We start from the raw sequence: 23,999 nt of genomic DNA, 5'->3' as shown, positions 1-23,999 counted from the left end.
GCATCCGCACCTCGCGGACCCTTCCGACGAACTTTGAGGAACCACCATGACCTTGACCGAAACCGGCCGTCCACAGGCGCCGGCGGCCGACATGACCCGCGCCAGCACCCGCTTCGGGATCGCCTTCACCGTCTGCCAGTTGCTCGTGATGGTGGCGATGACGGTGTTCGTCCTCCCGCACGGTGGCTCGCCGGCCGACCCCGCGCTGGAGCGCGGGCAGAGCGTGTTCGACGCCGCGCAGCTGTACCGCATCGGCAACTTCGCCTTCATGGCCGCGGGCACGCTGCTGCTCGGGTTCCTCGGGGCGGTGCACGTGCGGCTGCGGCGGGCCGACGGCAGCGGGGCCCTCGCCACCGTCGCGGTCGCGGCCGGCGCGCTGCTGGCGCTGATCTGGCCGCTGGGCGGGATGCTGCACGACGTGGCCCTCGAGACCGCCTCCGCCGGGGCGGACCTGCGGATCCTCGCGGGCTGGGACTCGGTCGCGCCGTTCGGGCTGGCGTTCTCGGTGTTCGCCCGGGTGTTCTTCGTGGGGGCCATCGCGCTCGCGCTGCGGGCCGGGGGCAGGAACCCGTGGCTGGTCCGCGCGGGCGTCGTCATCGTCGTGCTCAGCCTCGCCGGCAGCGCGACCCTGCTGGCGGGGGCGATGTTCCCGCTGCTCGCGGTGAGCACCCTCGCGTTCGAGGTCTGGGTGGGCGTGGTCGCCTGGCGCTGGCTGCGCGACGATCGGTGACGGTCCCCGCTCCTGGCCGGTGATGCGCCGGCCAGGAGCGGACCGTGCCCCGGCGGTGCCGGATCAGACGACCGAGCCGCGATTCACGTCCCAGTACTGGAGGCCCGCCGCCTCGAAGCGCTGTTCGAGCTCCTCCTGACCGTGCGCGACCTTGAAGTCGCGCTCCGCCTCGGTGATGGGCACCAGCCACAGGAACTCGACGTGACGGTCGCCGACGTGGCACAGCTCCAGTTCCGGGCCGAACGGGTAGGGCAGGGAGACCAGCAGGTGGTCGCAGCGGGAGCCGGGCAGCCACGGCTCCCCGATCGGGACCGTGTGGCCGAGGCCGAGCTGGCCACCGCGGTGGTAGTACACCATCATCGCGAGCAGCTCGACCGCCCACGGCGTCGCGACCGGCGTGCTGAGGACGAACTCCAGGCCGTCATCACGCTCGGCGGTGGCCGCCCAGCCGCCCGTCGACACGTACTCCCACAGCCCGCCGGGCTCAGCGGGCGCGACCCGCAGCACCCGGAAGTGCGGGTTCGCGGCCCGGATCGGCCCCGCCTCCCACGTCAGCACCTCGACGCGACGGGGGCTGAAGAACCGCCGGACGTGCTCCTCCAGCGCACCGCACACGTCGTCACACGGCGGGAGCTCGACCACGCCAGCAGCCTACGGGTGGGGCGTGCGGTCGTCGGCGCCGAACTCGCCCGGGAAGGCGTCGAACCGGCGCGCCACCGCGGCCCGGATCAGCCCGGCGTCGTCGCCGAACGGGCCTGAACAGGCCTGGTACCTCTCGTGGAGCCGTCGCCAGTCGATGTCCTCGTCCGCGTGGATCTCGCGGATGACGGCGGCGAGGTCGGGCAGGTCGAGGTGGTCCGCGCCGAGGGCGGCGTCCGCTGCCAACTCTGCCGAGAAGCCGTTGGCCTGTGCCTCGTTGTGGAACAGCATGAGGTGTTTGACATGGAGCAGGGCGGCGGGCGCGTCCGGTGGGGCGGCGTAGGCACGGTCGATCAGGGCTTCGACGACGTCGCCGAGCCGCTCGTGCAGCGGGTCGTGCAGCCAGCATGGCACCGCCCGCCAGGAGTGCGCGGCGCGTAGCCGCTCCGGGTCGTCGATGCCCTGAAGGGCCTCGAGGCCGCGCCGGCGGGGCACGACGGCGCCGGCGGGCACGGCCGTCCGCACGCCGGACAGGGACACCGACGTGTCGTCGTTGCCCGGCTCGACCAGGAACTCGTCGGTCCCACCCGAGCGCAGCATGACCAGGCAGTGGGCGTCGCCGACGAGGAACACGATCACCGCGGCCGTGGCGGTGTCGCAGCGGAAGGCCGCCTCCGGGGAGTCGTAGACGGCCGCGAGGTCGTCCGGGTGCACGTCCCGGTGCTCGCCCGGATCGCCGAGCGGGCGGAACCAGCAGGTGGTCACCGAAGCCAGCGGAGGGCGGCTTCGGCGGTGTCCTCGGGGGTGCTGTTGAAGGCGATCGCCGCCGCCGGGGCGTGCCGGCGGACCAGGTTGACGGCCTGCTCGAAGAGGAGCAGGAGGGGCTCGTGCTTGCGGATGCCGCCGCCGACCACGACGCAGGTGTAGGGCTTGGCGGTCAGGGCCTCGGTCATCGCGGTGGCGGGGTCCTCGTCGGGGGCGAGGAGGCACAGGTCGGCCTCGATGCCGTGCTCGGCGAAGTGGGCCTGGCCGCGGGCGATCGCCGCGACGACCGGCTCAGGGTCCCAGCCGGGGATCCGTTCGGGGTCGAGCCCGATCACCAGCACAGGTCCCCGCGACACGTCATCCACGACCCGATCGTGCCACAGAGTCGTGCGACGATCACCCGGTGAGCACTGCATCGAGGTTCACCGAATTCGCACAGCGGGAAGCGCAGGGTGTGTCGCCGGTGTACGAGCGGCTGTGCCTCGCCATCGCGCGGGACGCCGAGGTCGTGGCGCTGCTGGAGACGGTGCCGGAGCCGAAGCGGCAGCCGAACCTGCTGCTCGGCGTGGTGCGGCTGCTCGGCGGGCCGGTCGAGGATCCGGGGGCGTTCCACGACTTCACGGTCGCGAACTGGGCCGCGGTGCAGACCGAGCTGCGGCGGCGGGCCACGCAGACGAACGAGGCGGGGCGGTGCGCGCTGCTGCTGCCGGTCCTCGCCGCGCTGCCGCAGCCCCTGGCGCTGCTCGAGGTGGGGGCGTCCGCGGGTCCGGGGCTCTACCCGGACCGGTACCGCTACCGGTACAACGGCGGCGACATCATCGGCGAGGACGGTCCGGTGCTCGACTGCGCGCTCACCGGCACGGCACCACCGCAGCGGCTGCCGGAGGTGGTGTGGCGGGCCGGCATCGACCTGAACCCGCTCGACGTCACCGACCCGGCCGACGTCGCCTGGCTGGAGGCGCTGATCTGGCCGGAGCACCAGCACCGCCGCGACCGGTTGCGCGCCGCGGCCGCCGTCGCCGCCGCCGACCCACCCGTCCTGCGCCGCGGTGACCTCGTCGACGACCTGCCGGGCCTGGCGGCGCGGGCGCCCGGCGGCGCGACCCTCGTCGTCTTCCACACCTCGGTGCTCTACCAGGTGCCGTCGGCCCGCCGGTTGGCGTTCGCGGATGTGGTACGGCGGCTGCCCGGCCACTGGATCGCCGTGGAGGGCGCGGACGTCCTGCCGTACGGGCGGATCCCGGACGAACCGGACGACACGCTGCACAACGTGCTGGCCCTCGACGGGCGACCCCTCGCGTGGACCAGGGCGCACGGTCAGGCGATGACCTGGTTCGGCTGAAGCCGGGTCCGCACCACCAGGTCGTGCAGCGCGTCGACGGCCGCCGGGTCAGGGCGGTCCGGCAGGTGTGAGGCGTCGCGGGCGGCCTCCAGCTCGGCGCGCAGGCGCGGGACGTCCGCGGCCAGGTGCGCGGCGGCGCCGTCGGGCAGCGGCCCGTGCTCGGCCTCGCGCTTCGCGGCGATCAGGTCCGGCACATAGCGCAGATCAGCGCCGAGCACGCCCAGGTCCGCCTCGACCTCGCCGGTGCGCATGAGGTGGATGCCGGTCAGCAGCACCCGCAGCGTGTACAGCGCGGGCTTGAGCTCGCCGGTCCTCGCGTGCAGCCGCTCCTGGGTGGCGGCGAAGCCGAGGTAGTGGTGCGCGTGGTGCCGGGTGACCAGGCCCGGCGCGAGCGCCTTGAGCGCGGCGTGCACCGGGGTCGTCACGACCACCAGCGGCGACAGCAGCTGCTCCAGGACGTAGCCGTTGCGGCCGGTGAGCATCTTCGCGAACTTCAGCAGGTCGTGGCTGACGACGTCCAGCTCCACGCCGTCGCGGACCCCGGCGTGCTGCAGGGTCTGCGGCCCGGTCCGCAGCCCGACGACCTCCTCCGCGGCGAGCAGGTGCGCGCCGCGCAGGTCGAGGTCGGAGTCGACGGACGCGAACCCGTACAGATGCGCCCCACTGACGGTCGCGAACACCAGCGGCCGCGCCAGGCCGCGGGCGGCCTCCCCCGCCCAGGCGGGCACCTCGAGCGTCACGACGGCTCCCGGGCGAGGGCGGCGGTCAGGAGGTCCATGGCCTCCTCGTCGAACGCGACCAGGCGCACGCGCTCGACCGACGTGCGGGTGGTGCGCAGCGTGTCGGCCGCGATCCTGGCCGCGGCGGCGGGCGGGAAGCCGTAGACGCCGGTGGCGATGGCGGGGAAGGCGATACTGCGGACCCCGAGCTCGTCGGCCACCGCCAGGCAGCGGCGGTAGCAAGAGGCGAGGATGGCGGGCTCGTCGTACGCGCCGCCGTCCCAGACCGGTCCGACGGTGTGGATGACGTACCGCACGGGCGGGTCGAGCGCGAACGCCGGCGTGGCCTTCGCGTCGCCCGGGTCGCACGGGGCGATCGCCGCACCCGCCTCCGCCAGCCGCGGCCCGGCTGCCTGGTGCACGGCCCAGTCGACGCCGCCACCGCCGAGCAGCGACTCGTTGGCCGCGGTCACGATCGCGTCCACCTGTTCGTCGACGATGTCCCCGAGCACCACCTCGATCTCCACCACCGCATGATGCCATCCCGCCGGGCCGGGCAAGGGCCGGCGCAAGGATTGCCGAAGGTTCGGCGAAGGTCGGCGGCCGACAGTGGCCGTCATGACCCGCCACCGCAGGCGGGCATGACGGAAGGAAGTCAGCGATGACGATCGTCAGCAAGAGCATGCGACTGCTGTTCGCCGTGACCCTCGCCGCCGGTGGCGTGGTGGCGGTGTCGGCGCCGGCCCGTGCGGCCGACGGGGAGTGGGAACGCCTCAGCAGCTTCGCCACCGACAAGGTGGCCGCCGTGCCGGCGCCGTACACCACGAACGACCTGCAGGTCGTGACGGCGGAGTACGGGAACATGGCTTACAACGGGCAGTGGAAGTTCACGCCGCTCGGCAACGACAGGTACACCATCCAGAACCGGTACAGCAACCAATGCCTCGACACGCTGGGTGGCCTCGGGTCGACGGCCGGGACGCCGGTGGTGCAGAACCCGTGCGACCAGACGACGAGCCAGAAGTGGGTCCTGATCCGCGACAACGGGCTGCAGATCTGGCGCATCACCAACGACCTCTCCGGCCTGGCGCTCGCGGTCGAGACCGGGGTGGACGCGGACGGTGTCGGGTTCGTCCTGGCCAACAACGCGCGCAACAACACCAAGCAGATGTTCCAGAAGTGGGCGTGAGGTGAGGCCCCGGCTTCCTCCACGGCGGTCAGGTCAGGCGGCCGTGGAGGAAGCCGGTGATCTCGGCACGGGCGGCCCTGGCGTGCGGGACGACGCCCGGCATGCTGAGGAACGCGTGCGGCGCGCCGGCGTGCTCGGTGAGCTGCGCCGGGGTGCCCTGTTCGCGGAGGCGGCGGGTGTACGCGCGGCCCTGGTCCGCCACGGGATCCAGGGTCGGCACGACCACGAGTGCCGGGGGCAGGCCGGCGAGGCTTCCAGCGTACAGCGGCGACACATCCCTGGCGTCGGTGCCTTCGGGCACGGCCAGCCGGCGGAACAGCCGCAACTGCGGCACGGTCAGCGTGGGGCTGTCGGCATGCTCGGTCATCGACGGGTAGTCCAGGGCGGTCTCGGTGAGGTCGACGCACGGGTTGACCAGGACCTGCGCCCGCAGGGCGAGGCCGGCGTCGCGGGCCCGGATCGCGGCGAGGGCGGCCACGAGCCCGCCGGCGCTCTCGCCGAAGACGGCGGCGCGGGCGGGATCGACGCCGAGCGCGGCCGGGTGGTCCAGGACGTGGCGTAGCGCGTCCCACCCGTCGGCGACGGCGGCCTCGAACGGGACCCCGGCGGCGACGAGGCGGTGCTCGACCGACACGACGACCGCGGGCAGCCGCGCGGCCAGGTGGCTGTTGATCCAGTCGCTCTGGACGGCGGTGCCGACGAACCCGCCGCCGTGCACGTGGAGCACGACCGGCAGCGGGTTCCCGGCGTCCTCGTTCGCCGGCCGGTACACGCGGATCCGCAGCGACCTGCCGGGCAGCGGCAGCTCGTGCCAGTGGATCGTCACGCCGCGGGCGGGGAAGCCGGTGACGACCCGGATCAGCGGCGCGGACCGCCGCCGGTTCTCCGCGGTCCGGAACGCGTCCAGGTCCTCGGCCGGCATCGCCAGCCAGTCCGGCTCCTTGCGCAGCGTCTGCAACACCCGGATGCCCAGCGGTGCTCTCATGGCACGCCCCTCCAATTACGCTACTTGAAGTATCGATACTAGGAGTAGCACAACTGGGTATGGTTTGGCCATGCCCGCTTCCACCAGACCGCCCGGCCGCCCCCGCACCGGCGTCGACGCCGCCGTCTTCGCCGCGACGCTGCGCACGGTCCACGAGCTGGGCTACGCGCACGCGACCGTCGACCGGATCGCCGCCGCCGCGGGCATCGCGAAGACCACCGTCTACCGCCGCTGGCCGTCCAAGGGCGCGCTGATCACCGCCTGCCTCGTCGACGCGTTCGGCCCGGTGCCCCTGACCGGCGCCGACCGGTCCGCCCTCCTCGCCAACGCCATCCGCTGGATCGCCGCGAAGATCGGCGAGCCGGGCATCGGCGCCGCCTTCGCGGGCGTGTTCACCGACGCCGTCAACGACCCCGCGCTGCGGCAGGTGCTGTCCACCCAGCTGCAGGACCCGTACCGGCTGGTGCTCCAGGACGCCCTCGACGAGCCGGAGCACCGCGTCCTGTTCTTCATCGACGTCGTCGTCGGCACCCTGCTGCACCGCATGGGCATGACCGGCGAGCCGATGACCACCACCGACGTCGACGCCCTGGTCGACATGGTCCTGCGCGCGCTGGGCTAACGGCCCTCGTCGAGCGCCTGCTCCACCCCTGCCGCCCGGGCCCGTTTCACCTCGCGGGCGAGGGCCCAGCCGTCCGCGACCGGGCCCAGGTGGGCGAGCTTGTCGGGGTTGACCACCGAGCGGATCGTCTGGATCCGGCCGTCGAGCACGTCCAGCGACACGGTGCCGGCGACGTTGCCGTTCCCGTCGCGGAAGACGGCGCCGGGCTGGCCGTTGATCTCGCACTGCTCGACGCCCAGGTCGGCGCGGAACACCGCCGGGAAGTACGCGGCGAGCAGGCGCGCCACCTTGTCCGCGCCGAAGATCGTGTTGGCGAGGGCCGGTGCCTTGCCGCCACCGTCGCCGACCATCTGCACGTCGGCGGAGAGCAGCTCGCGCAGGGCGTCGACGTCGCCGTCGTGGAGGGCGTCGAAGAACCGGGCGGCGAGCTCGTCGCGTTCGCGGCGGTCCGCCTCGAACCGGGGCCGTCCGACGTCCATGTGGCGGCGGGCCCGCACGGTGAGCTGCCGGCACGCCGCCTCCGACCGACCGACGGCGGCGGCGACCTCGCCGAAGCCGAACCCGAACACCTCCCGCAGCACGAACACCGCCCGTTCCAGCGGCGTCAGGCGCTCCAGCAGCAGCAACGCCGCCATCGACACGGAGTCGGCGAGCTCGGCGGAGCGTTCCGGGTCGTCGTACGGGTCGGCGAGCAGCGGCTCGGGGAACCACTCCCCCACGTACGCCTCCCGCCGCACCCGCGCGGAGCGCAGCACGTCGATCGAGATCCGCGTGACCACCGCCGACAGGAACGCCTTCGCCGACGCGGGCCGGGTGCCCGTCTGCTCGTAGCGCAGCCAGGTCTCCTGGACCGCGTCCTCCGCCTCGGCGACGCTGCCGAGGATCCGATACGCGATCGAGAACAGCAGCGGCCGCAGCTCCTCGAACTCCTCCACCTTCGTCATGCCACCGCCTCCTTGAAACCCTGCCGCCACGACGGGTACCGCAGCTTCCAGCCGAGCTCCCGCTTCGCCTTGGCGTTGGAGAAGCCGCGGCCTTCCACGAGCGCGCCGACGGCCATGTCCCCGGCGACGAGCTTCGCCAGCCACACCGGCACCCGCCGCGGCGGCTTGGCCCCGACGCACTCCGCCAGGTACGGCAGCCACACCGCGACCGGGGCCGGCTCGTCGTCGACGATGTTGAAGATCCCGTGCGCCCGCCGCTCGACGGCGAGGACGGTGGCGGCCGCGGCGTCGTCGACGTGCACCCACGAGAAGTGGCCGGTGCCACGCCCGACGATCGGCACGAGCCGCTTGCGGACCAGGTTGACCTGGTCGTCGTGGGAGCCGGCGCCGTAGAAGCCGCCGTAGCGCAGGACCGCGCCGCCGGCCGCGACGACCGCCGACTCGAGGTGGTTGATCGCCTTGGTCCCCTCCACGACCACGAGCGGGTCGTCCTCGGTCTTCACCCACCCGCCGTCGCGCCCGCCGTTCATGCTCGCGTGCCCCTGCGCCACGATGTGCGCGCCGCCGACGGCCTCGGCCGCGGCGAGCAGGTGGTCGATGCCCTCGCTGCGCAGCCGGTTGGTGAGCGCGAAGAACCGGTCGGGTCGCCGCGGGTTGGGCTTGCCGGAGTGCCCGGACGACAGCGCGGTCATCTGGTGCACGATCGCGTCCGGCGCGGCCGCCGCCACCGCCTCGCCGACGGCCGCCCCGTCGAGCCCGTCCATCACGACCCCCTTCGCGCCGAGCCCTTCCAGCAGCCCGATCTTCGCCGCGGTCGTGGTCGTCGCGGTCACCTGATGCCCGCGCGCCACCAGCAGCGGCACCAGCCGCCGCCCCATGACCCCGGTCCCGCCTGCCACGAACACTCGCATGACGCCGTCCTCCTCGTCCCGTTTCCTCTGTACTCCTCACACTGGGACGAGACAGGCCGACGCCCTGTGACACCGTCGCCGGGCGGCGTTTATGCGACCGTGATCCCGGAGCGGGACGCGGAGGGCGGCGGCGGACACGACATTGGTGATGGATGACGACGACCGACTGTTGTGGGACCGGGCGCGGGCCGGCGACGCCGCCGCGTTCGGTGACCTGTACACGCGGCAAGCGCGGCAGGTGTACACCTTCTGCTTCTGGCGGACCGGGGACGCCGCGCTCGCCGAGGACCTGAGCGCCGCGGTCTTCCTGGAGGTGTGGGCGGCGCGCGGCCGGACCGAGCTCACCGAGGCCAGCCTGCTGCCGTGGCTGCTCGGCGTGGCGCACAACCTGGTGCGCAACCAGTGGCGGTCCAACCGCCGGCGGCGGGCCGCGCTGGCCCGGCTGCCCCCGCTGCGCGACAGCCCCGACCGCCGCACCCACCCCGGCGCCCTGCACAGCGTCGTCATCCAACCCGACCGCATCCCACCCGGCACGGTCCTGGTCATCGGCACGATCGAGGCCAACCTCGACGGCGAGCGGCGGATCGTCGTGTACCCGGAACTCTTCACCGACCCAGCACCGACCTGCTACGAGACCGACCTCAACGCCGACAAGCTCCTCCGCATCGAACAACAACTCCGCCCGTCATGACCGCGAAGCCGCTTCACAGCTTCAGCCGCGGTGTACGGGGGCTCCACCTTCACGGACCCGCCGACCCGGTCGAGGAGCGGCGAACCCATCACGCACAGCGTGCGCTCCCAGGGATGCCCGAAGGTGCCGTAGCTGAAGTTCTCGGCGAGGTGGATGTGGTAGTCCGCGTCGGGCATCACGCTCGGCACCCAGACCGATCCGTCCCCGGCGGCGACCCGGTGCGGGCGGATCCGGAAGCACTCGTGCTGCCAGTCCAGGACCAGCAGCGTGCCGCGCGGCGGCGTGCACTCCCGCAACCCAGCGTGCACGGCGGCCACCATCGCATCCAGCTGGACGTCGCCGGGATCGTCATCCAACCGGTCGAGGCTCCAGGTCACCGACTCGACCGGCTCCCGGATCGCGGGCCAGGTGCTGCGTGCCATGCCCGGCCGGAACCCGAACCGCTTGGAGAACCGATCCCACACGCGGTCGTACTCCGCCTGCTTGAGCCTCACTACCGCACGCGGGCCCACGACGTTCGCCCCCTCAGGCAGGCGCTCGACCACAGCGGTCTACGGACAGCGACAAGCGATGACCGTAGTCTGCCGCCCACCGACGCGACCAGCGGAATTCGGGGTCGCCAGCGCGGACGTGCGGCAGGCAAGATGTCAGCCGTGACAGACGAAGATCCACTCGCCGACCTGGTCCTGGAGCACTGGAGCGCGAGCACCCTCCCGGTGGGGTCGCGCACGAGCCCGGGGACGGCGTTCTTCTACAACGAGCTGGTGGCTTCCACGCCCGACGGCGAACAGGTCCGCGAATGGTGGCTGACCGCCGACCGGTTGACGCGCACCAAGCTCGGCGAGGTGCGGCTGCGGCCCGAACTGGTCGAGCCCACCGGCGCGGCGTCGGACGAACTTGTCGTGCCCGACTTCGAGCAGATGTGGGCGCGGCGCTCCGGTGTGGCGGTGACCAGCACGTCGTTCCTCCACGAACACGCGGCGAGGAAGGGCTGGTCCTGGGCGACCACGCAGATCACCGACGGCGCCGCCGCCAAGGCCGAGCACGTCCGCGCCGTCGATGCGCAGCCGCGCGGGGCGTACGCCCTGGGCCACGTCACCCGGGAGCTGGGCGAGCCCGGCGAGGCACGACCCCTGGCGATCGCCACCTCCACGATCGCCCGCGACCCTGACGGCGTCGTGCGCTGGCGAGGCACGCTGCCCGCCGGCTTCGCGGGCGGTCCCGTCTTCACCGCCGACCAGCGGGGCCCCCGCGAGTTCGTGCTGCGCTGCCTTGGCCTGCTCGCATCAACCGACCGGAACCCGACCGTGCTCACGTTCGACACGATCCACGCACTCATCAAGAACCTCGTGCAGCCGAAGCGCAGCTTCTTCCGCCGCCGCTGAGCGATCCTGCCGCGGTGGGTTCGATCAGGCCGGCCGGTTGTCTACGAGGGACGCCTGCCTCGCCTGGCGGCCAGCACCGCCAAGCCTGCCGTGATAGCGATCAACGACCCGGCGATGACGGCCGATGATGGCCACTCGTCGGCTTCGCCGGCCTCGTGCGGATCGATCCGCCCATTGGGATCGACCAGCACGTCGACCTGGTCGCCGGGCTGCCAGTACGGTCCGGTCGCGACCAGGCGGCCGGGGATCGGCCGGCCGGCCGTGTCGACGAGCTGATACCGCCACTCGTGGCTGGTGCCTGATCTGGTGTGCACCGTGACGTCAGTGCTTGTCGCAACCACCGCTGTCGTCGGACGCCCCCGCACGGAGAGCACCATCGTCGGGACGGACGTGAACAGCACGGCCGACGCCAGGAAGCCGGCAACCAGGGCGGCCACGACCAGCATCGGGGCGGCCCATCGCCCGGCCAGGACGGCGATCGGCACGACGATGCCGATGGTCCCGACCAGGAACACAGCTTCCGCACGCGCGGTGGTCAGGCCGACGATGCCGGCGAGCGCGGCGACGCCGAACATGAGGACCAGCGGCCCCATCAACAAGCTGACGCGAACTGCGAGGATCCGACCACCCTCCGCCACGCCCACGAGGATCAGCGTAGATCATCGCCGGCGCCGTCAGGTGTGTGCGATGAGCATGCCGCCGGTGACGGTGTCGTCCAGGTGGTGCAGCAGTTCGACGTCGGTGCGCAGGCCCGCTTCGGTCAGCCAGCCGGCGACCCGCTCGATCGGGCGGCGGTGGACGTGCACCTTCATCGGGTGGCCGCCGTAGCCTTCGGTCTTCAGCTTCGTGGTGTCGCCGACGTAGAAGCCGACGAGCACCACCCCGCCGGCCCGCAGCACCCGCCGGAACTCGCCGAACGCCTGCTGGACCGCGTCGTCAGGCACGTGGATGATCGAGAACCAGGCGAGGATGCCCTGCACCGAACCGTCGGCGAGGTCCAGGCCCGTCATCGAGCCCACGTCGAACCTGACCGCAGGATGGTCCCGCCGCGCGACCTCGACCATGCCCGGGGACAGGTCCACACCCTGCGCGTCGAGGCCCAGTGTTCGCAGGTGGGCGGTGACTCGGCCGGTACCGCAGCCGACATCGACGACGGGCCCGCCTCCGGCGTTCAGCACCAGCTCCGCGAACATCGCCAGCACGTGCCGCACCACGGGCTGCCCGTCCAACGCGTCCTTCAGCATCTCCCCGTAGCTGACCGCGACCGTGTCGTACGACGCCCGCGTGTCCCTCACCCAGTCCGGCTCCACGCCGCCCGACGCTACTGCACGACCCGGAACGCGGTCAGGCGCGCTCGGGGTAGGCACCGTCGAAGACGGTGCGCTGGCCGGGGGTCAGGGCCGCGCGGGTCTCCGCAACGAGGGCGTCGCCGTCCTGGATGCCAGGGTTGCCATCGCGGGGTCAGCCGCGGAACGAGGGCAGGCCCAGGGCGGTGAGGAAGTCGTCCACCTTGTCCTCGACGAACGGAGAACTGTCGTCGTCGGCGTCCTGGGGTTCGTCGGTGGCGAGGTACGGCAGCAGGGTGGCGGCCATGGTGTCGCGGTCGGTGGACGGGGCGGACGGGTTCAGGCCGGCCCACCAGGCGGCCAGGCCGGCGGCCTCGCGGGGAGCGTCGGTGGGTGGGCCGGCGTCGGGCATGCCGAAGTACACGCCGGGGGTGTAGCCGAGGAATGCGACGCCAGTACCCGGGCCCGCGGGGCGGTACGTGAGCGCCGCGAAGTCGCTGTCGTGGATGTCGACGTGCAGCCACGGGCCGGTCAGTGCCCGCGCGGCGGAGCGGTCGGCCTCGGTCCAGGACTGGCCGCCGTACAGGAAACCACCGAAGAAGCCCACGGCGGCATGATCGCACGTGGCTTGACCTGGAGCGCGCTCCAGGTGTCAGGGTCGGCGGTATGGACGATGTGACGCAGGTGCCGCTGGTGCTCGGGGCGATGATGTTCGGGACGACGATCGACGAGCGGACGTCGTTCGCGCTGCTTGACCGGTTCGTCGAGCGGGGTGGGGTGTGGGTCGACACGGCGGACTGCTACGCGTTCTGGGCCAGTGAGAGCGGGCACGGCGGGGACAGTGAGCGGGTCATCGGGCGGTGGTTGAAGGCGCGGCCCGGCACCACGGTACGGATCGCGACGAAGCTCGGCGCCGAGCCGGTCGAGCCCGGGTCGTGGCCGCAGCGGCGGGCGGGGCTGTCGCCGGCCGCGGTGCGCAAGGCGTTCGACGGGAGCCTGGAGCGGCTCGGCGTGGATCGGGTCGACCTGCTGTGGCTGCACCAGGAGGACCGGTCGGTGCGGGTCGAGGACACCGTCGACGCGCTGCAGGGCCTGGCCGCGGACCGGTTCGGGGTCTCCAACCACCCGGCGTGGCTGGTGGAGCGCGGTCGCGCGCACGCGACAGCGACCGGCGGGAAGCCGTTCGACGCGCTGCAGCTCAACGCGACCTATCTGCGGCCGCGGCCCGGCACGCTGCCGCCGGGGGTCGTGCACCGTTTCGGGGTGCTCAGCGACGAGCAGGCGGACTACGCCAAGGAGCACGGCATGGACGTGTGGGCGTACACGCCGCTGCTGTCCGGTGCGTATGACAACCCGATGAAGCCGATCCCCGACGTGTACGACCACCCGGGCAACACCGCGAGGATCGCCGCCCTGGACGCGGTGGCCGCCGAGACCGGGGCCGCGCGCGGTCAGGTGGTGCTGGCGTGGCTGCTCAGCCACGGGCTCCGGCCGATGCTGGGCGGCAGCAAGGTCGACCAGCTCGACTCGGCGCTCGACGGCGTCGCGCTCGCGCTCAGCGCCGACCAGCTGGCCCGTCTCGACGCCGCCGACCGGTTCGACTGGGCCGACCCGTACGCCGGCCAATGAACGCTACAGCAGGTCGAAGTCCTTGCGCCACGTGACGCCGCCGTCGTCGGACGCGTCCCAGTGCCCGGCGACGCGGTCGGGGGTGACGGTGGCGACGAACCGCTGATGGAAGTCCGGGTCCTCGCGGAGCATCACCCACGCGCCTCCGGCGAACGTCGTGCGGAACACCCGCGACGTCGGCCGCGGGGTTGCGCACGGGCATCTCCAAACGGTCTACAGTGTCGCCGTGTCAGAGTCAGTCTGCGTGACGGCGGCGGTCAGGATCGAACGTTCCCGGCTGCGGGCGTACCTGAACGCGCCGGTCGAGCCGGCGTCGGCCTGGTCGCCGGCGGAGTGGGCCGGTGTCATCGGCGGGCAGGAGGACCGGGACGAGCTGCCCGCCGCGATCGCCGAGTGCGACTCGTGGCTCGACGGCGACCATGCCGACGTGCTGCTCGACCTCGTCCAGGACGGGTTGCTGCTGCGGTACGACGAAGCCACCGCCGCGCTCGTCGTCGAGTTCGAGTCGCGGGCCGACTTCCGGCTGCCGACGCTGCTGTGGGCGTGCACGGTGCTGCGCGGGATGGCGGCGTGCATGGCGGACGGCGACCGCGGCGTCGTCACGGTGACGACCGACTGGCGCGACGACAGCGTCGTGCTGCAGCTGACGCCGGGCGGTTCGGAGTTCCTGGCGCCCGGTGCGAGAGCCGAGGTCCGCGGCTGGGAGATCGACGTCCGAGCGGACGCCGAGGACGCCGAGGACGCCGACCCGGACGAGATCATCAACCGCCTGATCGACTGAGGTTACCGTCCAGTAGGCTCACCGGCCATGCGACGCAGCGCCCTCCTCGGCTGGATCCCGCCGGCCGTCATCACCGTGGCGATCGCCGTCTATGCGGGCGGCGTCATGACGGGCCGCTGGGATGAAGAACGCGTCGCTGCTGGTCGCCTGGGACCCCACCGACCCCGGCGGCACCGCCGAGATCGCGATCATCCGCGAGTCGCACGACTCGGGCGACGAGGCCCGCGCCACCCAGATCGCCGAGCGCATCCTGCCGACCCTGCCCGGCTGGCCGGGCTGACCGCGCGCCGCCGGAAAATCGGTGGCGCGGACCGCGGTCGCGGGCGTTGCATCGACCAGGTGGACGACGCGGAGCTGAGCGGCCCTGAGGCCGGCGTGGCGGCGACCGCCCGGGCGCTGGCGAGGGTCGCGGGCGCCGCGGCGATCCTGCTGGTGGAGGGGCTCAGCGATCAGATCGCCCTCGAGGCCCTGGCCAGGCGCCGGGGCCGGGACCTCGACGCCGAGCGGGTCGTGGTGCTGCCGGCCGGCGGCGCGCACGCGGTCCCGAGGTTCCTGGCAACGTTCGGTCCGCAGGGTGTACGACTGGCGGGCCTGTGCGACGCCGGCGAGGAGCACGTCTTCCGGCGCGGCCTCGCCCGGGCGGGGATCGGCACCCCGGCGACGCGTGCGGAGATGGCGGCGCTGGGGTTCCACGTGTGCGTCGCCGATCTGGAGGACGAGCTGATCCGCGCGATCGGCGTACCGGCGATCGAGGCCCTCCTGGACGAGCACGGCGACCTCGGCCCGTTCCGCACCATGCAGCACCAGCCGGTCTGGCGCGACCGCCCGCCCGAGGCGCAGCTGCGCCGGTTCTTCGCCAGCGGCTCCCGTCGCAAACTGCGCTACGCCGGCCTGCTCGTCGAGACGGTCGACCTCGACCGCGTCCCCCACCCCCTCGACGCCGTCCTCACCAACGCCCACCCGTGACGCCAGGCATCCGCCCAGCCCGCCATCTGATTGTCGACCGGGTTGCCGTGCATGCACCAGGACACCCGGTTCTCGACGCTGGTCCGTTCGTCGCGTTTCGTGAGCGCCGGCTGGCCTAACTGAGGCGGGTGGGGGCAGGAGGTGAGCACGCTCCGGCTGCCTGGCGGTCTGGGTCGCGGCACCGGAGCGAGACCCGTCTGTGCCGAGGAGGGCAGTCATGCACAAGCACGCCGCCTACATCACGGAGATCATCGGGACGTTCTTCCTGGTGTTCACGGTCGGCACGAGTGTGTTGACCGGGACGCCGCTCGCTCCGCTGGCCATCGGCGCGGTGCTCATGGTCATGGTCTACGCGGGTGGCCACGTCTCCGGTGGGCACTACAACCCGTCGGTGACCACCGGTGTCCTCGTCCGGCGCAAGCTGGCGCTGCCCGACGCGATCGCCTACTGGGTCGCGCAGGCTGTCGCGGCGGTGGTGGGTGCCGTCGTGACCCGGTGGGTGGTGAATCCGCGCAACGTCGCTTCGCTGCAGCTGTCCGGCCGGGAGCTGTTCACGGCGCTGCTGGTCGAAGTGCTGTTCACCTTCGCGCTGGTGTACGTCATGCTCAACGTGGCCACAAGCAAGACGAACCCGAACAACTCCTTCTACGGCCTGGCGATCGGCTTCACGGTCGCCGCGGGCGCCATCGCCGTCGGCCGGATCTCCGGTGCCGCGTTCAACCCGGCGGTCACCGTCGGCGTCTGGCTGATGGGCCTGCTCACGTGGTACACGGCCGTGCTGTACATCGTCGTCCAGCTGCTCGCCGGTGCCGTGGCCGGCGCCGTGTTCCTCGCCCTGAACCCCGACGAGCTGCCGGCCAGGCCCGTGCCGGAGGAGGAGCTCACGACGGCCCCGGCGTCCGATCAGCAGGCCGGACCGTAAGCACGGAGGTCTCCGTCGCGGTGGTGAGCTTCTTCAGCAGGCGGTTGAGGGTGGCGAGCTCGCGTTCGGAGAGGGCGCCGAGGAGCTCCTCCTCGGCGCGGCCGCGGAGCATCATCGCGCGGCGCCAGATGGCGACGCCGGCGGTGGTGGCCTCGATGTCGACGCTGCGGCGGTCGGTGGGGCTGGGGGTCCGCTTGATGTAGCCGGCCTTCTCCAGGGTGTCGAGGCGGCCGGTCATGCCCGCCGGGGAGACGCCCAGGTCGTCGGCGAGCGCGCGCGGTGAGGCGTGGCCGGGGGTGTCGCGGACCATCAGGTGGTGCAGCGTCTCGTACTCGAACTGCTGCAGCCCCACCTCCGCCGCGGCGGTCTGGATGGTGTCGCGGAAGTGGCGGGAGATCCGGGCCAGGCGCACGGTGGCGGCCTCGATCGCGTCGTCGAACGGGATGTCGATCCAGTGGTCGCGCCAGCGGGCGACGTGACGGTCGGCGAAGTCCTGCCCCATCCCCGCATCGTAGCATTCGTTCGCTGGCGAATAGTTCGTTGACAAATAATTCGCTAGCGAAATACCTTCGAGGGCATGCTGGACGTCCTCGACAGGCAGGCGAAGAACCCGACGAGACCGTGGGACTCGGTGCCGTTCCGGTGGCTGCTCACCGGGCGGACGCTGATCGGGCTCGGGTCGGCGATCACCCCCGTGGCGATGGCCCTGGCGGTGCTGCACCTCGGCGGGTCGGCGACCGAGCTGGGCCTGGTCGTGGCGGCGTACGCGCTGGTCGACGTGGTCACCACCCTGTTCGCCGGGGTGCTCGGCGACCGGTTCTCCCGCGCGCTGCTCATGCAGGTCGCCGCCACGCTCTCGTGCCTGTCGCAGGCCGCCGTCGCGGTGAGCCTGGCGACCGGCGCGGCGACCGTGCCGATGCTGGCCGTCATGAGCGCCCTCAACGGCGGCCTCGCCGCGATCGCCGGCCCGAGCTCCCGCGCCGTCGTCCCGCAGACCGTGCCCGCCGCGGCGCTGCCGACCGCCGTGTCGGTGCTGCGCCTGTCGCAGAACACGGCGATGATCCTCGGCTTCAGCCTCGCCGGCCTGCTCGTCGGGCTGTTCGGGCCGGGCTGGGCGATCGCCGTGGACGCCGCGACGTTCGCCGCCGCCGCGGTCTGCTTCACCGCCATGCGGGTGACGGGGCAGGACAAGGCCGAGGCCCGCTCGATGCTCGACGACCTGGCCGGCGGCGCCCGCGAGATCCTCCGGCACACGTGGCTGTGGACGCTGCTGGTCCAGGCGCTGATCTACCACCTGGTCTACGGCGGCGTGCAGGGCGTCCTCGGGCCGGTCCTGATGACCCACCGGTTCGGCGACGCCGCCTGGGGCTGGGCCCTCGCCGCGCTGATGGCCGGCTTCATGGTCGGCGGCGTCGTCACCCTGCGGTACCGGCCGCGCCGCATGCTGCTCGCCGGCACCGCGTTCCTCGCGCTGACCGCCTGCTTCCCGCTCGCCATGGCGCTACCGGTGCCGCTGCCGGTGGTGATGGCGGGCGCGTTCCTGCACGGGCTCGGCCTGGAGGTGTTCAGCGTCAACTGGGACCTGGCCATCCAGCAGCAGGTCGCCCCCGACAAGCTCGCCAGGGTGTTCGCCTTCGACCAGGTCGGCTCATTCGTGATGCGCCCGCTCGGCCTGGCGCTCACCGGACCCGTCGCGGCGGCGGCCGGCGAGCGCACCTGGCTGCTGGTCGCGTCGGCCGTCATGACCGTCACCGTGCTCCTGTCGTTGGCGCCGTCGTCGGTACGACACCTGCGACGGCAAACGGAAAACTGAGAGCATCGGCGAACCTGACGCCGCCGGGGCGCAACAGAGTAGGTGATGGACGACGATGCGCTGATCGCCGCGATGGCCGGCGGCGACGACACCGCGCTGCGGGTGCTGTTCTCACGGCACGCGCCGTGGCTGGCCGCCCGGCTGCGCGCGGTGCTGCCCGCCGCCGACGTCGAGGACGTGCTGCAGGAGACGTTCCTCGGCGCGTGGCGGGGCGCCGGGAGCTACCGGCGGGAGGGCGCGGGCGGCTGGCTGTGGGGCATCGCCCGGCGGCAGGCCGCCCTGTGGCTGCGCCGGCGCGGCCGCCCGGAGACGGTCCTCGCCACGGTCGAGGAGCAGGTCGAGGAGCTGCCCGACCCCATCGACGCGGCGCTGTCCAGGGTCGAGCTGGCCGGGGCCGTCGAGACCCTCGGACCTGAGGGCAGCCCGCAGCGCGAGACGTGGCGGCTGATGTACGAGGAGGACCGCACCGTGGCCGAGGTGGCCGAGCTGATGGGTGTCCCGGCGGGCACCGTGAAGAGCCGCGCGCACCAGATCCGCCGGCTGCTGCGGGCCGCGCTGCAGGGCGGAGGGGCACAGTGAGCGGGCATGACGACGTCGACCTGGGTCGCGTCTGGGTCGGCGTGGCGGCGCAGGTGTGGCGCCGCCGGCCGGGCCCCGCGGAGCGGCTCGCCGGGCGGCTGCTGCGCTCGGCCGGGCTGGCGCGGGCCCTCGTGACCACGCCGTCGCTGCTGCTCGGCTGGGTGATCGCCACGGTCGTCGTGCTCGCCGCCGGGGTCCTGGCGACGCGCGGGACCGGGACGCCGTACGTCGCCCTGTGCGCACCCGCGGTCGCCGCCGCCGGCATCGCCTACGCGTATGGGCCGGGCATCGACCCGGCGTGGGAGCTGTCGTGCAGCATGGCGGTCAGCGACCGGCTCGTGCTGCTGGTCCGGGCCCTCGCCGTCTTCGGGCTCAACGCGCTGCTCGGCCTCGGCGCGTCGGTCGCCTCGGGCACTGCCACGGCGGTCACGTTCGGCTGGCTGGTCCCGATGACCGCGGTCTGCGCCCTCGCCCTCGCCGCCGCGACGCTCGCCCGCTCGGCGAACGCCGGCGTGGCGGCGGGCGTCGCCGGCTGGGTCATCACCGTCCTGTCGGGGCGGGTCGCCGCCGGACGGATGACGGCCGCAATCACCGAGGCCGCACTGGTCGTCCCGTACCTGACGATCGCCGCCTGCTGCGCGGCCGTCGCGCTCTTCGCCACCCGGATCACGAGAGAGGCGTCATGAACGTCGAGATCACGGACCTGACCCGGCGCCTGGGCCGCACCCAGGCGGTCGCCGGGGTGACGCTGACCGCCGGCCCCGGCGTCGTCGGGCTGCTCGGCCCGAACGGGGCCGGCAAGACCTCGCTGCTGCGGATGCTCGCCACGGTACTGCCGCCGTCGTCGGGCCGGATCCGGCTCCTCGGCCTGGACCCCGGCGACCACCGGGAGCGCCGGCGGATCCGGCGGCGGCTCGGCTACCTGCCGCAGCACCTCGGCTACTACCCGGGGTTCACGGTCGTGGAGTTCGTCGAGTACTTCGCGCTGCTGAAGGAGATGCCGGCCGCCGCCGTGCCGCGCGCGGTGGCCGCCGCCGTCGAACGGGTCGGCCTGGGCGGGCAGGCCCGCGCGAAGCTGCGGACGCTCTCCGGCGGGATGCTGCGCCGGGTCGGCATCGCGCAGGCGATCGTCAACGAGCCCGACCTGATCCTGCTGGATGAGCCCACCGCGGGTCTCGACCCGGAGCAGCGGGTCGCGTTCCGGGCGCTGCTGCGCGACCTCGGCGGGACCGGCACCGTCGTCGTGAGCACGCACCTGGTCGAGGACGTCGGCGCCGCCTGCACCGACGTGGCGCTGCTGCGGCAGGGGAAGCTGGTCTTCCGGGGCACCCCCGGCGAGCTGACCGCGCGGGGCGAGGGCACCGACGCCGCCGGCGACGCCCCCCTCGAACGCGGCTACAGCGCCGTCCTCGCGTCGGCCGCGCAGGCGGGCACCGACCCGGCGCAGGCTCGGCCGTGACGGCCCGGCTGCTGCGGCTGGAGCTGCGCCGCAACGCGATGGTGTGGATGCTGCCGCTGCTCGGCCTGCTGTTCTGGCTCGTCGCGTTCCGGCGCGGCGTCGCGTACCCGCCGCTGTGGAACATCCGCGCGACGAGCATGCAGACCGCCGCCGTGTCGGTGTTCGCGCCGAGCGTCGTCGGGGTCGCGGCGTGGATCGGGTCGCGGGAGGGCCGCCACGGCATGACCGGCCTGCTGACCTCCACCGCCCGGCCGCGGTGGGCCCGGCAGGTCGTCGCCTGGGCCGCCACCACGTGCTGGGCGCTGCTGGCCTACCTGGTGTGTGTCGGCGTCCTGTACGGCGTGACCGCCGCGCAGGGCGCGTGGGGCGGGCCGCTGTGGTGGCCCGCGATCGTCGGCGCCGCGAGCCTGCCGGCGTTCGCCGCGGCCGGGTTCGCCGCCGGGGCGCTGCGCCCGAGCCGGCTCACCGCACCCGTCGCCGCCGTCGGCGTGTTCCTCGCGCTGCAGCTCACCGTCCAGCTCATCCACGGCGACCGCTCGCACTGGCAGATCTCGCCGCTGGTCGCGAACCCCTGGAACCTCGGCGCCGACCAGGGGGTGGCGACGTTCTACCGGTACCTGCCCGACCTGCCGATCGCCCAGCTGCTGTTCCTCGCCGGGTGCACCGCGGCGCTGCTCGGCGTCGTGGGCCTGCCGGCCGGGTCCGGCGGGCCGTGGCTGCGCCGGTCCGCCGCCGCCGTCACCGCTGCCGGGCTGCTCGCCGCCGGGTCCGCCGCCGCCCTGGCCGGCACCGCGCGGATCGACCCGCACGGGATGGTCGCGATCCCCGTCCTGCACCGCGCCGCCGACGACCGGCCGGTGCCCTACACCCCGATCTGCGCGGGCACGCCGGTCCCGGTGTGCCTGCATCCGGCGTACGCGGTGTACCTGCCGGCCGCGGTGGAGGCGCTCGCACCGGTGCTCGGCGCGGTGGCGGGGCTGCCCGGCGCGCCGGTCCGCGTCACTCAGGCCGCCACGACCTACCGGTCCGGGCCCGGCGGGATCGGCGTGGCGCGGGCCGGCGAGGCATGGAGCAGGACCCCGACGGAGTACCGGCTGCTGCTGCCGAGCCAGCTGCCGGGGCGGACACTGACCCTGGAGCAGGTCGCCGCGGCGGTACGGGCGGACGCCGGCCGCGACATCGTCGCCTCGGTCATCGGCGCGGCCCGCGACGCCACCCCGGCGCAGGACGCGGTCGTCGCCGCCCTGCTCGGCACCCCGGCATCGGTGACCGACCCGGACGCGGCCGCGGCGGCCCAGCGGCTCGCCGCGCTGCCGCCCGACGCGCGACGGGCCTGGCTCGCCGACCACTTGGACGCGCTGCGCGCCGGCACCCTCACCGTGGAGCAGCTGCCATGACCCCGCCTGGGCAATCCCGCGCCAGGCGCGGCTCCGCGCGGTGGTGGCGGGGTGCCGGGGGTGGCGCGGCGCGGCTGGTGTGGCTGCACGTGGTCGGGCGGCGGGTGCCGGCGGCGCTCGCGGTGATCCTGGCGTGCGCCGCCGGGCTGCGGGTCGCGCTGCTGTGGCAGTGGAAGGACTACGGGGCGCTGCAGCTGCCGCTGCTGTTCGAGACCGGCTGCGCCGCGGCGATCGCCGTCGCCGCCGCCGGCCCGTTCGGCGAGCCGGAGCGCGCCACCGGCGGCCGGCTGCCGTGGCTGCGCCTCGGCACCGCGCTCGCGCTGACCGCGGTCGCGGCCGGCGCGCTGCTCGCGGCCGGCGGCACGCTCCGGGGCGTGCGTGACCTGGCCGGCCTGGTCGGCGTCGGCCTGCTGTGCGCGGTCCTGCTCGGCGGCGCCCCCGCGTGGGCCGGGCCGCTCGGCTACGCCATGGCCGGCGTGTACGCCCTGTACACGCAGTGGCACGCCCCCGCCCTGACGACACCGTGGATCTGGCCGGGCCGCCCGGCCGGCGACGTCGGCGGTGCGGTCTGCGCCGCGCTGGTGTTCGCCGCCGGGACGGCCCTGTTCACGTGGCGCGGCGCCCGCGACGTCAGTACCTGAAGCTCGCCACCAGCGTCGACAGCTCCGAGGACATCCGGGCCAGCTCGGCCGTCGTCTGCTGGGACTCGGCGACGCCCTGGCTGGTGACCCGGGACGCCTCGGCGACGCCGGTCATGTTCGCGGCGATCTCGCCGACGCCGGCGGCGGCCTCCGCGACGCTGCGGCTCATCTCGCCGGTCGTGGCCGTCTGCTCCTCGACCGCCGACGCGATCGTCGTCTGGAAGTCGCTGATCCGGGCGATCACCTGCGAGATCTGCTCGATCGCGGCGACCGCGCCGGTCGTGTCGGCCTGGATCGCCTCGACCCGCCGGGCGATGTCCTCGGTGGCCCGGGCGGTCTCCTGCGCGAGGTCCTTCACCTCGGACGCGACGACCGCGAAGCCCTTGCCCGCGTCGCCGGCCCGGGCCGCCTCGATCGTGGCGTTGAGGGCGAGCAGGTTGGTCTGCTCGGCGATGGACGTGATCACCTTGACGACGTTGCCGATCTCCGCCGACGACGCACCGAGCTTGTTCATCGTCGTCGACGTCGACTCGGTGATCGTCACGGCATCGGTCGCGACGCGGGCCGCCTCGGTGGCGTTCTGCGAGATCTCCCGGATCGACGCGCCCATCTCCTCGCTGCCGGCCGACACCGTGTCGACGCTGCGGGAGACCTCCTCGGCGGCGGCGGACACCGCCTGCGCCTGCACCGAGGTCTCCTCCGCCGACGTGGAGATCTGCGTCGTCACGCCCGACATCTCCTCGGCGGCGCTCGCGAGCGACGTCGCCGAGCCGTCGATGGTGAGCACGGTCTGCCGCAGCCGGACCAGCGCGTTGTCCAGCGCCTGCCCCATCCGTCCCGGCTCGTCGCGGGTCTGGAGCCCGGTGGTGTGCGTGAGGTCGCCCGCCGACAGCGCCTCGCACACCCACTGGACCCGGCTCAGCGACCGCACGACGCCCCGCGCCACGACCAGCCCGACGCCGAGCGCGAGCGCGAGCCCGACGACCAGCATGATGATCGAGTTCCGGCGGCTGCGCTCGTAGCCGGAGCGGGCCGAGGCCGCGGACCTGGCGGCGTCCGCCCGCTCCGCGTCGTTCAGCTCCGCGATGTCCTTGTAGAGGGTCGCGACGATCGGCTGGACCTCCGTGTCGCGGGTCTGCTGCCACGACACGTAGTCGTTGCGGGCGCCGGCGGGCAGCTGCTTGGTCCTCACCACCTGCACCCAGCTCTGCCAGGTGCTTGCCAGGTGGTCGATGGTCGCCGGGTTGCCCGAGGGGAAGCTGTTGCGGTAAGCCTCCATCGCCGCGTCGAACGCCTTCAGGTCGTCCTCGAACATCCCGCTGAACTTCTTCACCGTGTCCGGGTTCTGGGAGATGGCCTGGTTGGCCGAGTCGATCCCGGCCTGCGCCGCGGATGCCTTGATCTGCCCGACCGCGGCGACGCTCGCGACGTTGCTGCGGTAGATCCGCTGCGCCGTGTCGCTGGTGTCGGACAGCGACAGCAGCCCGGTGATGCCGACGGCGAGCGCGACCACGGCCGCGACACCGATCGCGGCGAGGATCTTGACGCGGACGCTGAGGTCGGTGAACCAGTTGTGTGTACCGGCAGGCGAAGTCACCAGGGGC

Annotated in this window: 32 protein-coding genes; 17 read left to right on the top strand and 15 right to left on the bottom strand. The window is 73.4% G+C overall.

Annotation, left to right across the window (positions count from 1 at the left end; all coding sequences use genetic code 11):
* Positions 1-46 precede the first annotated feature (46 nt).
* On the top strand, positions 47-730 hold the full coding sequence (locus AB0I21_RS06155; protein ID WP_360559334.1) for a hypothetical protein: 684 nt from the start codon (positions 47-49) through the stop codon (positions 728-730).
* A 63-nt stretch (positions 731-793) separates the two neighbouring features.
* On the opposite strand, the gene AB0I21_RS06150 is transcribed toward AB0I21_RS06155, so the two are convergent.
* Genes AB0I21_RS06150 through AB0I21_RS06140 form a run of 3 tightly spaced genes read right to left on the bottom strand, consistent with a single transcriptional unit; the run spans position 794 to position 2,499 of the window.
* The gene (locus AB0I21_RS06150; protein ID WP_360559333.1) at positions 794-1,372 is read right to left on the bottom strand and encodes a suppressor of fused domain protein; all 579 of its coding nucleotides are present in this window, start codon (positions 1,370-1,372) and stop codon (positions 794-796) included.
* A gap of 9 nt (positions 1,373-1,381) precedes the next feature.
* A complete protein-coding gene (locus AB0I21_RS06145) occupies positions 1,382-2,134 on the bottom strand; it encodes a hypothetical protein (protein WP_360559332.1) in 753 nt (250 codons plus the stop codon).
* A complete protein-coding gene (locus AB0I21_RS06140; RefSeq protein WP_360559331.1) occupies positions 2,131-2,499 on the bottom strand; it encodes a hypothetical protein in 369 nt (122 codons plus the stop codon). Before AB0I21_RS06140 ends, AB0I21_RS06145 begins: the two co-directional genes overlap by 4 nt.
* A 38-nt stretch (positions 2,500-2,537) precedes the next feature.
* Between AB0I21_RS06140 and AB0I21_RS06135 the strand changes: the two genes are divergently transcribed.
* Positions 2,538-3,476, top strand: a complete 939-nt coding sequence (locus tag AB0I21_RS06135; protein WP_360559330.1) for a DUF2332 domain-containing protein — start codon at positions 2,538-2,540, stop codon at positions 3,474-3,476.
* Here the strand turns inward: AB0I21_RS06135 and AB0I21_RS06130 are convergent.
* Together AB0I21_RS06130 and AB0I21_RS06125 are read right to left on the bottom strand one after the other, a co-directional pair.
* On the bottom strand, positions 3,452-4,216 hold the full coding sequence (locus AB0I21_RS06130) for a nucleotidyltransferase domain-containing protein (RefSeq protein WP_360559329.1): 765 nt from the start codon (positions 4,214-4,216) through the stop codon (positions 3,452-3,454). The two genes, AB0I21_RS06135 and AB0I21_RS06130, sit on opposite strands and share 25 nt — an antisense overlap.
* Positions 4,213-4,725 (bottom strand): macro domain-containing protein, encoded by a 513-nt coding sequence (locus AB0I21_RS06125; protein WP_360559328.1) that lies wholly within the window; start codon positions 4,723-4,725, stop codon positions 4,213-4,215. The genes AB0I21_RS06130 and AB0I21_RS06125 overlap by 4 nt, the downstream gene beginning before the upstream one ends.
* Before the next feature lie 131 nt (positions 4,726-4,856).
* On the opposite strand from AB0I21_RS06125, the gene AB0I21_RS06120 reads away from it, so the two are divergent.
* A complete protein-coding gene (locus AB0I21_RS06120; protein WP_360559327.1) occupies positions 4,857-5,384 on the top strand; it encodes an RICIN domain-containing protein in 528 nt (175 codons plus the stop codon).
* A 28-nt stretch (positions 5,385-5,412) separates the two neighbouring features.
* On the opposite strand, the gene AB0I21_RS06115 is transcribed toward AB0I21_RS06120, so the two are convergent.
* Complete coding sequence (locus tag AB0I21_RS06115) at positions 5,413-6,369, bottom strand: alpha/beta hydrolase (RefSeq protein WP_360559326.1); 957 nt, start codon at positions 6,367-6,369, stop codon at positions 5,413-5,415.
* Between the two features lie 70 nt (positions 6,370-6,439).
* On the opposite strand from AB0I21_RS06115, the gene AB0I21_RS06110 reads away from it, so the two are divergent.
* Entirely contained in the window at positions 6,440-6,991 is a 552-nt protein-coding gene (locus AB0I21_RS06110) for a TetR/AcrR family transcriptional regulator (protein ID WP_360559325.1), read from the top strand.
* Here AB0I21_RS06110 and AB0I21_RS06105 read toward each other — a convergent pair.
* Both AB0I21_RS06105 and AB0I21_RS06100 read right to left on the bottom strand, forming a co-directional pair.
* Entirely contained in the window at positions 6,988-7,935 is a 948-nt protein-coding gene (locus AB0I21_RS06105) for an RNA polymerase sigma-70 factor (protein ID WP_360559324.1), read from the bottom strand. The two genes, AB0I21_RS06110 and AB0I21_RS06105, sit on opposite strands and share 4 nt — an antisense overlap.
* Positions 7,932-8,846: an NAD(P)-dependent oxidoreductase gene (locus AB0I21_RS06100; RefSeq protein WP_360559323.1), complete on the bottom strand. Its 915-nt coding sequence runs from the start codon at positions 8,844-8,846 to the stop codon at positions 7,932-7,934. Before AB0I21_RS06100 ends, AB0I21_RS06105 begins: the two co-directional genes overlap by 4 nt.
* A 148-nt stretch (positions 8,847-8,994) precedes the next feature.
* Here AB0I21_RS06100 and AB0I21_RS06095 point away from each other — a divergent pair, with 148 nt between their 5' ends.
* The gene (locus AB0I21_RS06095; RefSeq protein ID WP_360559322.1) at positions 8,995-9,537 is read left to right on the top strand and encodes a sigma factor; all 543 of its coding nucleotides are present in this window, start codon (positions 8,995-8,997) and stop codon (positions 9,535-9,537) included.
* On the opposite strand, the gene AB0I21_RS06090 is transcribed toward AB0I21_RS06095, so the two are convergent.
* The gene (locus tag AB0I21_RS06090) at positions 9,474-10,082 is read right to left on the bottom strand and encodes a DUF2716 domain-containing protein (RefSeq protein ID WP_360559321.1); all 609 of its coding nucleotides are present in this window, start codon (positions 10,080-10,082) and stop codon (positions 9,474-9,476) included. The genes AB0I21_RS06095 and AB0I21_RS06090 overlap by 64 nt on opposite strands.
* Positions 10,083-10,190: 108 nt before the next feature.
* Between AB0I21_RS06090 and AB0I21_RS06085 the strand changes: the two genes are divergently transcribed.
* Positions 10,191-10,922: a hypothetical protein gene (locus AB0I21_RS06085; protein WP_360559320.1), complete on the top strand. Its 732-nt coding sequence runs from the start codon at positions 10,191-10,193 to the stop codon at positions 10,920-10,922.
* A 41-nt stretch (positions 10,923-10,963) separates the two neighbouring features.
* Here the strand turns inward: AB0I21_RS06085 and AB0I21_RS06080 are convergent, their stop codons facing one another.
* The 3 genes from AB0I21_RS06080 to AB0I21_RS06070 form a co-directional block, all read right to left on the bottom strand.
* The gene (locus tag AB0I21_RS06080) at positions 10,964-11,566 is read right to left on the bottom strand and encodes a hypothetical protein (RefSeq protein WP_360559319.1); all 603 of its coding nucleotides are present in this window, start codon (positions 11,564-11,566) and stop codon (positions 10,964-10,966) included.
* Positions 11,567-11,596: 30 nt separating this feature from the next.
* Entirely contained in the window at positions 11,597-12,217 is a 621-nt protein-coding gene (locus AB0I21_RS06075) for a class I SAM-dependent methyltransferase (RefSeq protein ID WP_360559318.1), read from the bottom strand.
* A 166-nt stretch (positions 12,218-12,383) separates the two neighbouring features.
* Positions 12,384-12,815, bottom strand: a complete 432-nt coding sequence (locus tag AB0I21_RS06070; protein WP_360559317.1) for a hypothetical protein — start codon at positions 12,813-12,815, stop codon at positions 12,384-12,386.
* Between the two features lie 59 nt (positions 12,816-12,874).
* On the opposite strand from AB0I21_RS06070, the gene AB0I21_RS06065 reads away from it, so the two are divergent.
* A complete protein-coding gene (locus tag AB0I21_RS06065) occupies positions 12,875-13,837 on the top strand; it encodes an aldo/keto reductase (RefSeq protein ID WP_360559316.1) in 963 nt (320 codons plus the stop codon).
* A gap of 3 nt (positions 13,838-13,840) precedes the next feature.
* On the opposite strand, the gene AB0I21_RS06060 is transcribed toward AB0I21_RS06065, so the two are convergent.
* Entirely contained in the window at positions 13,841-13,972 is a 132-nt protein-coding gene (locus AB0I21_RS06060; RefSeq protein WP_360559315.1) for a hypothetical protein, read from the bottom strand.
* Between the two features lie 91 nt (positions 13,973-14,063).
* Here AB0I21_RS06060 and AB0I21_RS06055 point away from each other — a divergent pair, with 91 nt between their 5' ends.
* The 4 genes from AB0I21_RS06055 to AB0I21_RS06040 all read left to right on the top strand — a co-directional run bounded on the left by AB0I21_RS06055 (position 14,064) and on the right by AB0I21_RS06040 (position 16,506).
* Positions 14,064-14,618: a hypothetical protein gene (locus tag AB0I21_RS06055; RefSeq protein ID WP_360559314.1), complete on the top strand. Its 555-nt coding sequence runs from the start codon at positions 14,064-14,066 to the stop codon at positions 14,616-14,618.
* Positions 14,619-14,739: 121 nt separating this feature from the next.
* Positions 14,740-14,898 (top strand): hypothetical protein, encoded by a 159-nt coding sequence (locus AB0I21_RS06050; RefSeq protein WP_360559313.1) that lies wholly within the window; start codon positions 14,740-14,742, stop codon positions 14,896-14,898.
* A gap of 59 nt (positions 14,899-14,957) precedes the next feature.
* The gene (locus AB0I21_RS06045) at positions 14,958-15,584 is read left to right on the top strand and encodes a TOPRIM nucleotidyl transferase/hydrolase domain-containing protein (protein WP_360559312.1); all 627 of its coding nucleotides are present in this window, start codon (positions 14,958-14,960) and stop codon (positions 15,582-15,584) included.
* 217 nt (positions 15,585-15,801) lie between these two features.
* Complete coding sequence (locus AB0I21_RS06040; RefSeq protein WP_360559311.1) at positions 15,802-16,506, top strand: aquaporin; 705 nt, start codon at positions 15,802-15,804, stop codon at positions 16,504-16,506.
* Here the strand turns inward: AB0I21_RS06040 and AB0I21_RS06035 are convergent.
* Positions 16,466-17,008 (bottom strand): MarR family transcriptional regulator, encoded by a 543-nt coding sequence (locus tag AB0I21_RS06035; protein ID WP_360559310.1) that lies wholly within the window; start codon positions 17,006-17,008, stop codon positions 16,466-16,468. The two genes, AB0I21_RS06040 and AB0I21_RS06035, sit on opposite strands and share 41 nt — an antisense overlap.
* A gap of 75 nt (positions 17,009-17,083) precedes the next feature.
* Here AB0I21_RS06035 and AB0I21_RS06030 point away from each other — a divergent pair, with 75 nt between their 5' ends.
* The 6 genes from AB0I21_RS06030 to AB0I21_RS06005 are packed head-to-tail and all read left to right on the top strand — an operon-like array spanning position 17,084 to position 22,395.
* Positions 17,084-18,319: an MFS transporter gene (locus tag AB0I21_RS06030; protein WP_360559309.1), complete on the top strand. Its 1,236-nt coding sequence runs from the start codon at positions 17,084-17,086 to the stop codon at positions 18,317-18,319.
* A gap of 45 nt (positions 18,320-18,364) precedes the next feature.
* Complete coding sequence (locus AB0I21_RS06025; protein WP_360559308.1) at positions 18,365-18,898, top strand: RNA polymerase sigma factor; 534 nt, start codon at positions 18,365-18,367, stop codon at positions 18,896-18,898.
* Positions 18,895-19,584: a hypothetical protein gene (locus tag AB0I21_RS06020; RefSeq protein ID WP_360559307.1), complete on the top strand. Its 690-nt coding sequence runs from the start codon at positions 18,895-18,897 to the stop codon at positions 19,582-19,584. Before AB0I21_RS06025 ends, AB0I21_RS06020 begins: the two co-directional genes overlap by 4 nt.
* Positions 19,581-20,357 (top strand): ATP-binding cassette domain-containing protein, encoded by a 777-nt coding sequence (locus AB0I21_RS06015; RefSeq protein ID WP_360559306.1) that lies wholly within the window; start codon positions 19,581-19,583, stop codon positions 20,355-20,357. Before AB0I21_RS06020 ends, AB0I21_RS06015 begins: the two co-directional genes overlap by 4 nt.
* The gene (locus tag AB0I21_RS06010; protein ID WP_360559305.1) at positions 20,354-21,754 is read left to right on the top strand and encodes a hypothetical protein; all 1,401 of its coding nucleotides are present in this window, start codon (positions 20,354-20,356) and stop codon (positions 21,752-21,754) included. The genes AB0I21_RS06015 and AB0I21_RS06010 overlap by 4 nt, the downstream gene beginning before the upstream one ends.
* Positions 21,751-22,395 carry a hypothetical protein gene (locus AB0I21_RS06005; RefSeq protein WP_360559304.1) on the top strand — a complete coding sequence of 215 codons (645 nt, stop codon included), beginning with the start codon at positions 21,751-21,753 and terminating at the stop codon, positions 22,393-22,395. Before AB0I21_RS06010 ends, AB0I21_RS06005 begins: the two co-directional genes overlap by 4 nt.
* Here AB0I21_RS06005 and AB0I21_RS06000 read toward each other — a convergent pair.
* Positions 22,385-23,992: a methyl-accepting chemotaxis protein gene (locus AB0I21_RS06000; protein ID WP_360559303.1), complete on the bottom strand. Its 1,608-nt coding sequence runs from the start codon at positions 23,990-23,992 to the stop codon at positions 22,385-22,387. The two genes, AB0I21_RS06005 and AB0I21_RS06000, sit on opposite strands and share 11 nt — an antisense overlap.
* Positions 23,993-23,999 lie beyond the last annotated feature (7 nt).

Source organism: Dactylosporangium sp. NPDC050588 (genome assembly GCF_040654975.1).
GTDB lineage: Bacteria > Actinomycetota > Actinomycetes > Mycobacteriales > Micromonosporaceae > Dactylosporangium > Dactylosporangium maewongense.
Note: the sequence above shows the minus strand (reverse complement) of the source record. Positions and strands in the feature narration are given on the sequence as shown.